The sequence below is a fragment of the Kouleothrix sp. 19917 genome, from assembly GCF_057073505.1.
On sequence record NZ_CP097099.1, the window covers coordinates 3,000,719 to 3,013,226 of the forward strand.

Consider the following 12,508-nt stretch of genomic DNA (forward strand, 5'->3'; position numbering starts at 1 on the left):
TGCGTCCTCTATACTTGCAGGCGTAACTCAACTGTTCCCTCCATACAACATACTACTCGCTGTGAGTTGTGTTTGCCGATACGATGCCGCGCTATTCATGCATTTGCGCCGGGCATAAGGAACCAGCATGACCGATCTTTCCCAATTTTATGGACCCAACGCCGGGTATGTGCTCGAACTGTATGAGCGCTACAAGCACGACCCTGCCTCGGTGGATGCCGACACACGCGCGGCTTTTGAGCGCTGGGCGCCACCAGAAACACCTGCGCCCGCCGCTTCAACGCCCGCTGCCGCGCAGCCAGCGCCAGCCACGCCCGCGCCCGAACTGGATGTGACGCGCACGGTTGCTGCAGCACGCCTGATCCGCTACATCCGCGAGCTTGGGCATCTCGATGCCCAGATCGACCCGCTGGGCAGCGCGCCGCCCGGCGACCTGGGCTTACACCTCGATATTCACGGCGTCGACGAGGCCTTTCTGGCGTCGCTGCCGGCCAGCATTGTGCGCGGCCCGCTGGCCGCCGAGTCGCGCAATGCGCTGGAAGGCGTAGAAAAGCTGCGCCGCGCCTATTCCAGCTCGATTGGCTACGAAACCGACCATATCAACACTTTTGAAGAGCGCTCGTGGATTCGCGAAGCAATTGAAAGCCAGCAGTTCTTCTACGGCTTCGACGACAACCGCCGCCGCGAGCTGCTGATGCGCCTCACCGAGGTCGAGACGTTTGAGCGCTTTCTACACACGAATTTTGTTGGCCAGAAGCGCTTTTCGCTCGAAGGCTGCGACATGGTCGTGCCGATGCTCGACTCGATCATTCGCAATGCCGCCGCCGCTGGTTCGCACGAAGTAGTGATCGGCATGGCGCATCGCGGCCGCCTGAATGTGCTGGCGCACACACTTGGCAAGCCCTACGCCGCGATTTTGTCGGAGTTTCATGCCGCCAACCGCAGCGAAGGCGCGTCGCCCGCCGGAAAGGGCAGCGTGGGCTGGGCTGGCGATGTGAAGTACCACCTCGGCGCGCAGCGCACCTATCGCGAAAGCGGCATTGACGCGATGCCAATCACACTCGCGCCGAACCCGAGCCACCTCGAATTCGTGAACCCGGTGGTGGAGGGGCGCGCGCGCGCCGCGCAGGAAACGCGCGACCGCCCCGGCGCGCCCGAGCAGAGCGACAAAGCCTCGCTGGCGATTTTGCTCCACGGCGATGCGGCCTTTCCCGGGCAGGGCGTGGTGGCCGAAACGCTGAATATGTCGCGCCTGACTGGCTACCGCACTGGCGGCACCATTCACATCATCACCAACAACCAGATCGGCTTCACCACCGAGCCAAGTGACTCGCGCAGCACGCTGTACGCCAGCGACCTCGCCAAGGGCTTTGAGGTGCCGATTGTGCATGTGAATGCCGACGACGTGGAGGCGTGCATCGCCGTGGCGCGCATGGCCTACGCCTACCGCGAAACGTTTGGCCGCGACTTTGTGATCGACCTGGTGGGCTATCGCCGCTGGGGGCATAACGAAGGCGACGAGCCGGCATTCACCCAGCCGACGATGTATGCAAACATCGCCACGCACCCAACCGTGCGCCAGATCTGGGCCGAGCGCATGGCCGAGGTTGGGCTGGTGAGCGCTGAAGAAGCGACGCAGATGCAAACCGACGTGACCGAGCGGCTGCAGGAAGCCCGCCGCGAGGCCGAAACCAAGCCGCACGAAGACCGCCGGCCCAAGCCTGCGCCGCCCGGCTTGGCGCGCAATGCACACACAGCCGTTGACGCTGAGAAGCTGCAGGCGATGAATGCGGCGCTGCTGAACCGGCCAGCTGGCTTCACCATAAATAATCGCCTGGAGCGCACGCTGGAGCGCCGCCGCAGTGGGCTTGAGCAGGCTAATGCGATCGACTGGGGCCACGCCGAGGCGCTGGCCTTTGCGTCGATCCTGGCCGACGGCGTGCCCATCCGCCTGACCGGGCAGGACAGCGAGCGCGGCACCTTCAGCCACCGCCACGCCGTGCTGCGCGACAGCACGAGCGGACAGACCTATACGCCATTGCAGCGGCTGCCACAAGCCAAAGCGTCGTTCGCGATCTATAACAGCCCGCTTTCTGAGGCGGCGGTGCTGGGCTTCGAGTATGGCTATTCGTCGCACACGCCCGAGACACTGGTGCTTTGGGAAGGGCAGTTTGGCGATTTTGCGAATGGCGCGCAGGTGATCATCGACCAGTTTATTTCCAGCGGGCGCGCGAAGTGGGGCCAGCTGCCCGCGCTGGTGCTGCTGCTGCCGCACGGCTACGAGGGCCAGGGGCCAGAACACTCCAGCGCACGATTAGAGCGCTACCTTCAGCTTGCCGCCGACGAAAATATTCGCGTGGCGAACTGCACCAGCGCCGGCCAGTATTTTCACCTGCTGCGCCGCCAGGCCGCCCTGCTCACCAGCGACCCGCGCCCGCTGATCGTTATGTCGCCCAAGAGCTTGCTGCGCCACCCGCGCGCGGGAAGCTCGCTCCGTGATCTGGCCGAAGGACAGTTCCTGCGCGTGATCGACGACCCGACTGGCGGCGAGCGCGCCGACGCAGTTTCGCGCCTGGTGCTGTGCTCGGGCAAGGTGTATATCGACCTGCTGGGCGCGCCCGAGGCCGGCGCCGCGCCGCAGGTGGCGGTTGCGCGCGTCGAGGAGCTGTATTCCTTCCCCGACACCGAATTGCGCGCTGTGATCGGGCGCTACCCGCATCTGCAAGAGGTCGTCTGGCTGCAGGAAGAGCCGCGCAACATGGGCGCGTGGAACTACATTGCCCCACGCCTGCGCGCACTGCTGCCCGACGCCATGCCGCTGCTGTATTCCGGGCGCGCCGAGTCGGCCACGCCGGCGGAGGGCTCGCTGGTGGAACACGCGATTGAACAGGCACGGATTATTGCGCAGGCGCTGCAAGGCCAGCTTCAGCCCGCCGCCGGCAGTCTTGCGTAGCGCATCAGAATATTCTGTAGAGTGGAGAAAATTATGGCGGTTGAAGTGCGTGTTCCCACCTTGGGCGAGTCGATCGTCGAGGCGACGGTGGGCAAGTGGCTCAAGCGCGTGGGCGATACCGTCGCCGCGGGCGAGACGCTGGTCGACCTGGAAACCGATAAAGTGAATGTCGAAGTCGCCGCCGAGCAGGCCGGCGTGCTTGAGCAGATTCTGAAAAACGAGGGCGAGAACGTCGCCGTGGGCGAGGTGATTGGCACCCTTGGCGCAGGTGGCGCTGCTGCGCAAAACGGCACCGGCGCTCCCGCCCCGGCGGCGCAAGCTCCCGCTCCTGAGCCCGCCCCCGCTCAGGCTCCCGCGCCCGAAGCCGCGGCACCGGCTGCGCCTGCCGCACCAGCCGCCGAGCGCGACGCGATTGCAACGCCAGTGGCGCGGCGCATCGCCAGCGAAGAAGGCGTGGACCTGCGCGCGGTTTCCGGCAGCGGGCCGGGTGGCCGCGTCACCAAAGACGACGTGGCCGCGCAGATCAAGCCCGCCGCGACGGCCCCAGCCATGCCCGCGCCCGCTGCGCCCGCACCTGCGCTGGCAGCACCAGCCGCGCCCGCGCCGCGCGCCGCCGACCCGCGCGAAGAGCGCGTGCGCATGACGCGCCGCCGCCAAACCATCGCCCAGCGCCTGGTCGAAGCACAACAAACCGCCGCGATGCTCACCACCTTTAACGAGATCGACATGAGCGCGGTGATGGACCTGCGCAAGCGGCGCAAAGACAGCTTCAAAGAGCGCAACGGCGTCAACCTGGGCTTTATGTCGTTCTTCACCAAGGCAGTTGTGGGCGCGCTGAAAGCCTTCCCCATGCTGAATGCTGAAATCCAGGGCACCGACATCGTCCTCAAGCACTACTACGACATCGGCATTGCAGTGGGCGTGGAAGAAGGGCTGGTGGTGCCAGTGCTGCGCGACGCCGACCGCAAGAGCTTCGCGACGATCGAGCGCGAAATTGGCGACCTGGCAGGCCGCGCGCGCGATGGCAAGCTTGCGCTGAACGACCTGCAGGGCGGCACGTTCACCATCACCAATGGTGGCGTGTTTGGCTCACTGATGTCCACGCCCATCCTGAATGCGCCACAGGTCGGCATTCTTGGCATGCACAAAATCCAGGAGCGACCGATTGCGCTTGGCGGAGAGGTGAAGATTCGCCCGATGATGTATGTGGCGCTTTCCTACGACCATCGCATCGTCGACGGCAGCACGTCAGTGCGCTTTCTGGTGCGCGTGAAAGAGCTGGTCGAAGACCCTGAGTCGCTGCTGCTGGAAGGATAAAGCCGAGGCCAAAAGAAAGGACGCGGGCATTGCGCTCGCGTCCTTTCTTATTATGTTAAATTAAACGAGGGAACTCGAAGCGCATCCTGAGTAGCGCGACGCGCGTATCGAAGGGTGCGCTTGATTATTCATTACGCCAGTCTGCCACTCGCTTCCGGCAGCGGCTGCAAACCGCCGCGGCTGACAATCGCCGCCCCCACGCCCGGCAGCGCCAGCGCCACAAATAACACCGCGCCAGCCAGGGGTGCAAGCGAGGCCACAATCATCACTGGCAGCACCAGCACAAGCAAGGCCAGAAACGGCAGCGCGCCCGGCTTCGAACCAGCCCGCCGCGCCAGCCAGCCACCCAGCAACTGCGAAAACACAGCCAGACCGTAGGCATACAACGCTATCACCAGCGCCACGCCGATCAGCAGGAGCGGCACGCCCACCACCGACGCCACCAGCAAGGCCCCGAGCGGCGGCAGAACCAGCGCCAGCAGCAGGGTTGTGAGCGCGCCGAGGATGAGGGTGCGCGCGGGAGCCTGCGCGAGGGTGCGGGCAGCCAATCTGGTGCGGCGCGGCCAGAACGCAATAAACAAGAGGCAGAAGGCCGCCAGCAGCGCGCCAGCCGTTCCGGCAAACAGCGCGCGGCCAACCCCGCCAAACGCGCTCGTATCCACTCCCGGCATAATCAGGTCGAGTAAGCTGGCCAGCGCGCCGCCGCCCGCCGAGTTCTCGATACGCTGCCCGGCCACTGCCGCGCCCGCCGCAACCTGCAAATCGCCGCCCGAGGCTAGGGCGTGGCCGCGCACCACCGCGCCCGGCGCGATGATCACTGTGCCGCTGTAGCTCACGACGTCGCCACCAACCGTGCCAAGCACCGTGATCGAGCCGCTCCAGCTGGTGACATCGCCCTCAACCGTCCCTTCCACCCGAATATCCTGCGATACCGTCGCGATGCTGCCAGCCTCAGTGTGGCCGGCCGGCACCACCAGCACATCTTCGCCTTGCGCCAGCGCAGCGCCAGGCCAGAGCAGCAGGCAGATCAGCAGCAATATTGCAAAACGTTTCATGGCCCGCGCTCCAGTGCAAAGCGTGGCGCCAGCCGTGCCAGCCACCACCACATTGCTGCGCCACCCGCGACCAGCGCCACGCCCACCGCCAGCTGCGCCGGAGAGACCGCCCCAACCGTGCGCCACAGCGGTTTCGCCAGTAGCTGAACCGTGAGCAGCGTGCGGCTCAGGCCAGTGCTGCCATCGCCAAACAGGCGTGCCAGCCACTCGCCGCCAAGCATAGACAGCGCGCCCGCCAGCACCACCAGCGCAACCACAAGGGCAGCACCAGCCCGCGTCACGAGCCGCACCAGCGCTGCCGCACGGGCGGCGCGCGCGGCCTGTGCGGGCGCAAGCGCCGGCAAGCGCCGGGCCGTGCGCGACACCAGCGCGGGCGGTGGATCAAGCGTCGCCGGCTCGCCTAGCTGCGCCAGCGCGCGGCGCAGGGCAGCCTCGGCGCGCTCCTCGGCGCTCAGGCTGTCGTCTCGGTGTCCCATAAAACCTGCTCCTCTGAGCCCAGCGCCGCCGCCAGCATATGCCGCGCGCGGTGCAGGCGAGTTTTAATCGTGCTTTCCGGCAGGCCCGTCACCTGGCAGATCTCCTCGTAGGAAAGATCCTGCCAGTAGCGCAGCACCGTCACCAGGCGATAATGCTCGGGCAGCTTTTGCAGCGCCTGCTGCACCATGCGCCGCTGCTCCTGGGTAATCGCGCTCCGCTCGGGGCCTGGCTCGGCACTTGGCAATGCATACGCGGCATCATCAAGCGTCATCCAGGCGAAGCGCTTCCGGCGCAACCGGTCGATACAATAATTCGACCCAATCGACAACAGCCACGTCGAAAAGCGGCGTGTTCGGTCAAAACTCTCCAGGCGCGTATAGGCGCGCAGAAAAATTTCCTGGCTGGCGTCTTCGGCATCCTCGGCGTTGCCAAGCATGCGGTAGGCCACGTTATACACTGCGCCGGCATAGCGGTGCATCAACTGGCCGAAGGCAGCGCGATCGCCCCGGAGAGCTTGTTCAACCCAGCTGATCTCGTCGACCTGCTGTTCCATAATCATTTCCTACAGCTATGTACGCAACTGGCTGCAAAGGGTTTCAGGGTTTCTTGCGCCTTTGCCCCAAAATCGAACACTTTTTAAACCACTACTACTTGCACAAGCAAATCTCTTCGTGTACCATGCGAGCGTTCCACCACGAATGAGTGCTGCACTGGCGCCCATGTGGAACCGAATTAGCGAGCAACAATGTTACTCGGGCAGCACGCCCAGGGAGATCGAGAGTGGCAGTTTCCTTGAATCGCGACCAGATCCGCGCCGCGCTCGCGCAGAATGATCCGTCGCTCAGCATGTATTTAGATCTTGAGACAGGCACGGTTGTGCGCGTCGACGAAACCGATTCGTCACCCGCTATGGAAGCGCTTCGCAACGAGGTGATGGAAAAGTACGGCGATCGTTTCCGCTATATCTCGGGTGGCAATAGCGCGGCCGACGATGCCGCCGTGTCGGCCTGGCTTGAAGGGGAAGGGCTCTAGCCCCGGCAATTGGAGTGGGCTGCGCGTTGGGAAAGCCCGCCGCGCAGCCCACTTTCTGTTTCTCAGGCGCGATCGTTGAGCGCAACCACGCCCGGCAGCTCGCGGCCTTCCAGCAGCTCCAGCGACGCGCCGCCGCCAGTCGAGATATGGCCGATCTTGTCGGCCAGCCCCATCTGCTCAACCGCCGCCACCGAGTCGCCGCCACCAATCACGGTGCGGCCCGTGCTTTCGCTCATGGCCTGCGCAATGCCGCGGGTGCCCTCGGCAAAGGGCGCGGCTTCGAAATAGCCCATCGGCCCGTTCCAAACCACCGTCTTTGCGCTCGTGATCTTTTCGCTGAACGCGGCAACCGTCGCCGGCCCAATGTCGAGGATGCGCCAGCCCTCGGGCACCGCGTCGACCGCCACAACCTTGTGGTTCGCGTCGGCGCTCATGGCGTCGGCAATCACCACATCGGTCGGCAGCAGAATTTCGGCGTTGCGCTCGCGCGCGAAGTTGAGGATATTATTCACCTCGCCGACCGCATTCGCTTCCACCAGCGAGTCGGCGACTGAGTGACCCATCGCCAGGAAAAAGGTGTTGGCCATGCCACCACCGATCAGCAGGCTGTCGACGATGCGCAGGAGGTTGGTGATGACGCTGATCTTGTCGCTGATCTTGGCACCGCCCATAATTGCCACAAATGGCCGCTCGGGGTTTTCCAGCAGGCCGCCCAGCTCGGCCAGCTCGCGCTCCATCAGCAGACCGCTCACGGCTGGCAGGAAATGCGCCACACCCTCGGTTGATGCGTGTGCGCGGTGGGCCGCGCCAAAGGCGTCGTTCACATACACATCGCCCAGTTTGGCCAGCTCGCGCGCCATGGCTTCGTCGTTGCCTTCTTCGCGGGCGTCAAAGCGCGTGTTTTCCAGCATCAGCACTTCGCCCGGCTGAAGCGCCTGCGCGGCGGCCTCGGCCTCGTCGCCAGTTGTCACTGGCACGGTTTTGACCGGGCGGCCCAGCAGCTCGCTCAGGTGCGCAGCCACCGGGGCCAGGCGCAAGTCTTCCACAACCTTCTTCTTGGGCCGGCCCAGGTGCGACATCAGCACCACCGACGCGCCGTGATCGAGCAAATATTGTATGGTCGGCAATGCGGCGCGCACACGCGTGTCGTCGGTGATCCGCCCGCCATCCAGCGGCACATTGAAATCAACCCGTACCAGCGCCCGCTTGCCGCTCCAATCGATATCGCGAATCGTCTGCTTCGCCATATACCCTCCTTATGCAAGGTTACACGCATCTGGCTGCCAAAATCGCGCCTATTGTATCACACCCTGCCGAAGCGACGATGGTTATTTATTTACTCAGCCTGCACGTTCGATTACATTGCGGCGATCCATACCTTTCGAAGATTGTAAAGCGATATACTACTAAGGACATCGCAGCTTCTCACAAGAACAGGATACCGCTATGCCTGCGAATTCTTCATCTTCTTCCGCAGCCAGGCCCGCCGATCAGCGCATTGTGGTCACCGGCATGGGGCTGGTCACACCGCTTGGCATTGGCCTCGAATCCTTCTGGAACGGACTAATCGCCGGCCGCAGCGCGACTTGCCCCGCTACACTCTGCGACCTGAGCGACATGGCTAGCCGCGTGGTTGCCGAAGTGCCCGATTTCGTCGCGCACGATTTTATGGATCACCGCGAGGCGCGCAAGCTTTCGCGCGGCAGCCAGTTTGCGGTAGCCGCCGCGCGGCTGGCCGTGGCCGATGCCTCGCTGGCAATCACGGACAGCAACCGCGAGGCGATTGGCGCATTAGTAGCGAACAGCGCCACCTCGCCGCCCGAGATCGAGATCAGCACCAAAGCCTTCTTCGAGCGCGGGCCGAGCCGGATCAACCCGTTTCATTTTGCCGCCTCGCTGCCGCACATGCCGGCCTGCCAGGTCGCCATTCAGCTTGGGCTGCTGGGCCACAGCACTTCGATTGGTACGGCCTGCGCGGCCGGCGCGCAAGCCATTGGCGAAGCAGCTGAGATTATTCGGCGCGGCGATGCCGATGTGATGCTGGCGGGCGGCAGCGAGGCCACGATCTGCCGGCTGACGATTGCATCGTTCCTGAGCCTGCGCGCGCTCAGCACGAACAGCGATGTGCCACCCGCTGCCGCCTCGCGCCCGTTCGACGCAGCGCGGGACGGCTTTGTGCTGGGCGAGGGCGCGGGCGTGCTGGTGCTCGAACGGCTCAGCGATGCGCTGCGCCGCGACGCGCCGATCTATGGCGAGCTGCTGGGCTATGCGTCTTCCAGCGATGCCTACCACATCACCGCACCGCACCCCGAAGGCGCGGGCGCGGCGCGTGCGATGCGCAAGGCGCTGCTGCGGTCGGGGCTTAGCCCAGCCAACATCGACTACATCAACGCGCACGCCACCAGCACCCCCGCCGGCGATATTGCCGAAACCGTGGCGATCAAACAGGTGTTTAGCGAGCACGCCTACCGCATCCCGGTCAGCGCGATCAAGTCGATGATCGGTCACCTGACCAGCGCGGGCGGCGCGGTGGAAGCGGCTGCAACGCTCATGGCGCTGCGGCACGGCTTGATTCCGCCCACGATCAACTACGCCACACCCGACCCGGCCTGCGACCTGGACTATGTGCCAAATCACGCGCGCGCGGTGCCGCTGGAGGTGGCGTTAAGCAACTCGTTTGGGTTTGGGGGAATGAACAGCTCGCTGGTGTTTGGGCGCGCGCCGCTCAGCGAATAATAGTGTAGACAGCGATGCCAAACAGGATCTGCACCACAATCGACGCGCCCTGGAGCAGACGCGTGCCCACCCGCTGCGCGCGGTAGAATACAAGGCCGATCACCATATTCAGCAGGCTCAGGGCCAGCGCCGCCAGCGGCAGAAACAGCACCTGGTGGCGCGGGCGCAGATCGGCGACCTGCCCGGCCGCGTCGAAACGCATGCGCACCATTGGCTCCAGGGCGGGGTAGCGCGCCGCCACAAGGCCCAGCACCACAAGGTTGAGCACTAGAGTGAGTAGAAGCAGCAGGCGCACAGTGGGGTCGCTCCAGAAGTCGTAAAGGAAGATGCGGCTCGGTTCGACCACGGCCGACAAGGGTTTGGTTGCGCCAAGGTTGCGGCGCTGCTCAAGATCCTGCACAAAGCCCTCGCCGTCGGCCGGCGAGATCGTATACGCCTGTTCGGCTGTATACACCACCAGCGATTGCGCCGCCGGGCGCGTGGAAAACTGGTGCAGTTTCCGGCCATCGCCCGTGCGCCCAGCGCCCCAGTAATAGCCAATTCCCTGCAGCACGCGCCAGGGCAGCGATACCGGCTCGACGCCAATATCGACGCTTTGCACCTGTTCAAGCGGCACCACTGCGCGATTGCCGAGCCAGGCAATATACAAGCCATTGCGATCCAGCTCATAGTGCAGCGTGAATGCAGCGAGGGTGCGGTACAACAGCACACCAGAGGCCAGCAGCAAGGCAATAAACAGCACCAGCAGGCGGAAAAGCGCCAGATTGATCGGCCAGCCCTCGGGTGGGCCTTGCAGCTGCCGCGCAAGCTGAACGCCGACCAAAGCCGCGCCAATCAGCAAGGCGACGAGCAGGGCCAGCGCGATCCAAAATCCCATTGACAGTTGCGGTTTCCAACGTCGCATAGATGTTCACCAACCGGGGATGAAACAGGCGGGGTGGCGCGCATAGGAGTTTCCTACGCACAGCCACCCCGCAGGTTTCGTCGCCACTTATGGCGCAGCAGTTGCGCCTGGGGTTGCTTCCAGCGTCGTCGTCGCCGTGGTCACTGTGGTGGCGGTTGGCGTGGCCAGCAGCTGCACGGTTGGCAGGGTATTGACATCAACCGTGGGCGTTGGCGGCGACGTTGGCGTTGGCGAAACAGCCGGGTAGCGCGCGATCGTCGCGGCGGCCCGCTTCTGTGCCAGCCACTCATCGAGCTTCTTGCTGCGTTCGTTTTGCAGCTGCACGGCTTTGTCTTCCGCCTTTTTGGTCACAAGCTGAATAATGCTCCAGCCTGCCGGCGTCTGGATGAGGTCGCTGATCTCATTTTCTTTCAGCGCCAGCGCCGCCTTCACAATTTCCGGGTCCATCTTGCGGCCATCCGACGTTTTGCCTGCCATGTCGAAGGTTGGCAAAGTGCCGCCCGCATCGCGCGTTGCATAGTCGTCGGAGCTGGTTTTGGCAGTTTCTGCGAAATCGGCACCGCCGCGCAGCTTCGCAAGAATCTCCTCGGCTTTGGGGCGGCTTGCCGCCAGCGCTGCCTGCTGCTGCTCTTGCGTGTCGGAAAGCGTCGACGTGGTCGAGATCAGGATCTGGCGCACTTCAATCGTGCTTGGGTCGGTTGAAGGCGTGAAGCTGGCTTCGGGCAGAAGCTGCTCTTCGACTTTGGCAGCAATTGCATCGCGCAGGTACTGGTCGTGCAGGGCGCGCTTGAAGTCGTCGAGCGTCAGGTTGGCCTTCTGCGGCGCGCTGGGGTCGCCCGAGAGCTGCAGCATTTCCTGCTGATAGGCGTCGTACAGCCGGCCAATAATGCCATCCTGCTGGCCGAGCGCCACATCGGGCAGGGGTGTGGCGGTGGGGACGTCCGTCGGCGCTTCGGTGGCGGTTGCGCTGGGTGCTTCAGGAGCATCTGCAGCGGCAGTTGCAGCAGCAGTTGGTGCTTCAGGCGCGGCGGCAGTCGGCTCAACGACCGCAGTTGGCGTGAGCGTGGTGGTTGAGGTAGGCACTGGGGCGGGCGGCGAAAATACGCGACCCAGGTCGGACACAATCCGCTGGGCGATCTCGCCATCGCTGACCTGAATGTTATAGTCGGCGGCTGCGCTCTGGATCAGCAGTTGCCGGTCGATCCAGGTTCCAACCGTGGCATCATCGACGGCGGCCGTGCGAACGGTTGGCACCTCCGCGTCGAGAGTCGCAAGCTGGCTGCTGATCTGGCTGCCGAACTGCGCGCCGAGGAAGCTCAACAATTGCAGGTTTTGCGCTACCTGGCGGGCAATTTCGTTGCGGCGCTCTTCCCAGTAGCCGCTGCGTGTCAGTGTTGCATTGCCCGCCTGGGCCACCGGGCGGCTCGGCACCCACAGTTTATCGTACCCCACGCCAACCAGCACGGCCAGCAGCGCAAGGCCAACAGCCACGCCCGCAATAATCACGACCAGGCGCTGGCGGCGCTCTTCGCGCTGGCGGCGGGTCATGGCGCGCCGAGTCAGGGGCGCCTGTGGTTTCTGGGGTTGAGGCGATTTTGGTGTCTGGGCCATATTCTCCACATACATAATGGGCATAGGTCATCCCTATGCCCATTGCTACGCTTCTATTGCATAGAGCCAGAGACGATGCAAAAACGCTGGCGGCACCCTCTATGCAGCGCCTGCGCTAGCCGCGGGTATGTGCGGAAGCGAAGGGCAGCAGCGCCATGTGGCGAGCGCGCTTGATCGCAACCGTCAGGCTGCGCTGGTGGCGCGCGCATGTGCCAGTGCGGCGGCGCGGCAGGATCTTGCCACGATCGGAGACAAAACGCTGCAGGCGCTTGATATCTTTGTAGTCGGCGGTGCGGATTTTGTCGGCGCAGAAACCGCAGACCTTGCGCCGGGCGATGAACTTGCGCCGGCCACCTGCACCAGGCCCACCCGGGCCACGCCGTCGGGTATCACTCATTGGGAACCTCTGTCACATATATGGGC

The 12,508-nt window shown here is 64.3% G+C and carries 11 protein-coding genes; 4 read left to right on the top strand and 7 right to left on the bottom strand.

Annotation, left to right across the window (positions count from 1 at the left end):
• Positions 1 to 127: 127 nt before the first annotated feature.
• Both M1P90_RS12230 and odhB read left to right on the top strand, forming a co-directional pair.
• Entirely contained in the window at positions 128 to 2,953 is a 2,826-nt protein-coding gene (locus tag M1P90_RS12230; protein ID WP_483702935.1) for a 2-oxoglutarate dehydrogenase E1 component, read from the top strand.
• Between the two features lie 33 nt (positions 2,954 to 2,986).
• Positions 2,987 to 4,270 (top strand): 2-oxoglutarate dehydrogenase complex dihydrolipoyllysine-residue succinyltransferase, encoded by a 1,284-nt coding sequence (odhB, locus tag M1P90_RS12235; RefSeq protein ID WP_483702936.1) that lies wholly within the window; start codon positions 2,987 to 2,989, stop codon positions 4,268 to 4,270.
• 131 nt (positions 4,271 to 4,401) lie between these two features.
• On the opposite strand, the gene M1P90_RS12240 is transcribed toward odhB, so the two are convergent.
• The 3 genes from M1P90_RS12240 to M1P90_RS12250 are packed head-to-tail and all read right to left on the bottom strand — an operon-like array spanning position 4,402 to position 6,355.
• The gene (locus M1P90_RS12240; protein WP_483702937.1) at positions 4,402 to 5,325 is read right to left on the bottom strand and encodes a bactofilin family protein; all 924 of its coding nucleotides are present in this window, start codon (positions 5,323 to 5,325) and stop codon (positions 4,402 to 4,404) included.
• Positions 5,322 to 5,801, bottom strand: coding sequence for a hypothetical protein (locus M1P90_RS12245; protein WP_483702938.1), 480 nt, complete (start codon positions 5,799 to 5,801; stop codon positions 5,322 to 5,324). The genes M1P90_RS12240 and M1P90_RS12245 overlap by 4 nt, the downstream gene beginning before the upstream one ends.
• A complete protein-coding gene (locus M1P90_RS12250; protein WP_483702939.1) occupies positions 5,777 to 6,355 on the bottom strand; it encodes a sigma-70 family RNA polymerase sigma factor in 579 nt (192 codons plus the stop codon). Before M1P90_RS12250 ends, M1P90_RS12245 begins: the two co-directional genes overlap by 25 nt.
• Positions 6,356 to 6,582: 227 nt before the next feature.
• Between M1P90_RS12250 and M1P90_RS12255 the strand changes: the two genes are divergently transcribed.
• Positions 6,583 to 6,834: a hypothetical protein gene (locus M1P90_RS12255; RefSeq protein WP_483702940.1), complete on the top strand. Its 252-nt coding sequence runs from the start codon at positions 6,583 to 6,585 to the stop codon at positions 6,832 to 6,834.
• A gap of 62 nt (positions 6,835 to 6,896) precedes the next feature.
• On the opposite strand, the gene M1P90_RS12260 is transcribed toward M1P90_RS12255, so the two are convergent.
• Complete coding sequence (locus M1P90_RS12260) at positions 6,897 to 8,081, bottom strand: phosphoglycerate kinase (protein ID WP_483702941.1); 1,185 nt, start codon at positions 8,079 to 8,081, stop codon at positions 6,897 to 6,899.
• 199 nt (positions 8,082 to 8,280) lie between these two features.
• Here M1P90_RS12260 and fabF point away from each other — a divergent pair, with 199 nt between their 5' ends.
• Positions 8,281 to 9,570, top strand: a complete 1,290-nt coding sequence (gene fabF, locus M1P90_RS12265; RefSeq protein ID WP_483702942.1) for a beta-ketoacyl-ACP synthase II — start codon at positions 8,281 to 8,283, stop codon at positions 9,568 to 9,570.
• Here the strand turns inward: fabF and M1P90_RS12270 are convergent.
• From M1P90_RS12270 to rpsR, 3 genes are all read right to left on the bottom strand, one after another.
• Positions 9,560 to 10,447: a PH domain-containing protein gene (locus tag M1P90_RS12270; RefSeq protein WP_483702943.1), complete on the bottom strand. Its 888-nt coding sequence runs from the start codon at positions 10,445 to 10,447 to the stop codon at positions 9,560 to 9,562. The genes fabF and M1P90_RS12270 overlap by 11 nt on opposite strands.
• A gap of 114 nt (positions 10,448 to 10,561) precedes the next feature.
• Positions 10,562 to 12,085 (bottom strand): peptidylprolyl isomerase, encoded by a 1,524-nt coding sequence (locus tag M1P90_RS12275; protein ID WP_483702944.1) that lies wholly within the window; start codon positions 12,083 to 12,085, stop codon positions 10,562 to 10,564.
• A 115-nt stretch (positions 12,086 to 12,200) separates the two neighbouring features.
• A complete protein-coding gene (gene rpsR, locus M1P90_RS12280; RefSeq protein WP_483702945.1) occupies positions 12,201 to 12,482 on the bottom strand; it encodes a 30S ribosomal protein S18 in 282 nt (93 codons plus the stop codon).
• Positions 12,483 to 12,508 lie beyond the last annotated feature (26 nt).

Excerpts from the sequence above, each read along its gene's own strand:
- M1P90_RS12230 (WP_483702935.1), top strand. The coding sequence starts at position 128 with ATGACCGATCTTTCCCAATTTTATGGACCCAACGCCGGGTATGTGCTC.
- odhB (WP_483702936.1), top strand. The coding sequence starts at position 2,987 with ATGGCGGTTGAAGTGCGTGTTCCCACCTTGGGCGAGTCGATCGTCGAG.
- M1P90_RS12240 (WP_483702937.1), bottom strand. The coding sequence starts at position 5,325 with ATGAAACGTTTTGCAATATTGCTGCTGATCTGCCTGCTGCTCTGGCCT.
- M1P90_RS12245 (WP_483702938.1), bottom strand. The coding sequence starts at position 5,801 with ATGGGACACCGAGACGACAGCCTGAGCGCCGAGGAGCGCGCCGAGGCT.
- M1P90_RS12250 (WP_483702939.1), bottom strand. The coding sequence starts at position 6,355 with ATGGAACAGCAGGTCGACGAGATCAGCTGGGTTGAACAAGCTCTCCGG.
- M1P90_RS12260 (WP_483702941.1), bottom strand. The coding sequence starts at position 8,081 with ATGGCGAAGCAGACGATTCGCGATATCGATTGGAGCGGCAAGCGGGCG.
- fabF (WP_483702942.1), top strand. The coding sequence starts at position 8,281 with ATGCCTGCGAATTCTTCATCTTCTTCCGCAGCCAGGCCCGCCGATCAG.
- M1P90_RS12270 (WP_483702943.1), bottom strand. The coding sequence starts at position 10,447 with ATGGGATTTTGGATCGCGCTGGCCCTGCTCGTCGCCTTGCTGATTGGC.
- M1P90_RS12275 (WP_483702944.1), bottom strand. The coding sequence starts at position 12,085 with ATGGCCCAGACACCAAAATCGCCTCAACCCCAGAAACCACAGGCGCCC.
- rpsR (WP_483702945.1), bottom strand. The coding sequence starts at position 12,482 with ATGAGTGATACCCGACGGCGTGGCCCGGGTGGGCCTGGTGCAGGTGGC.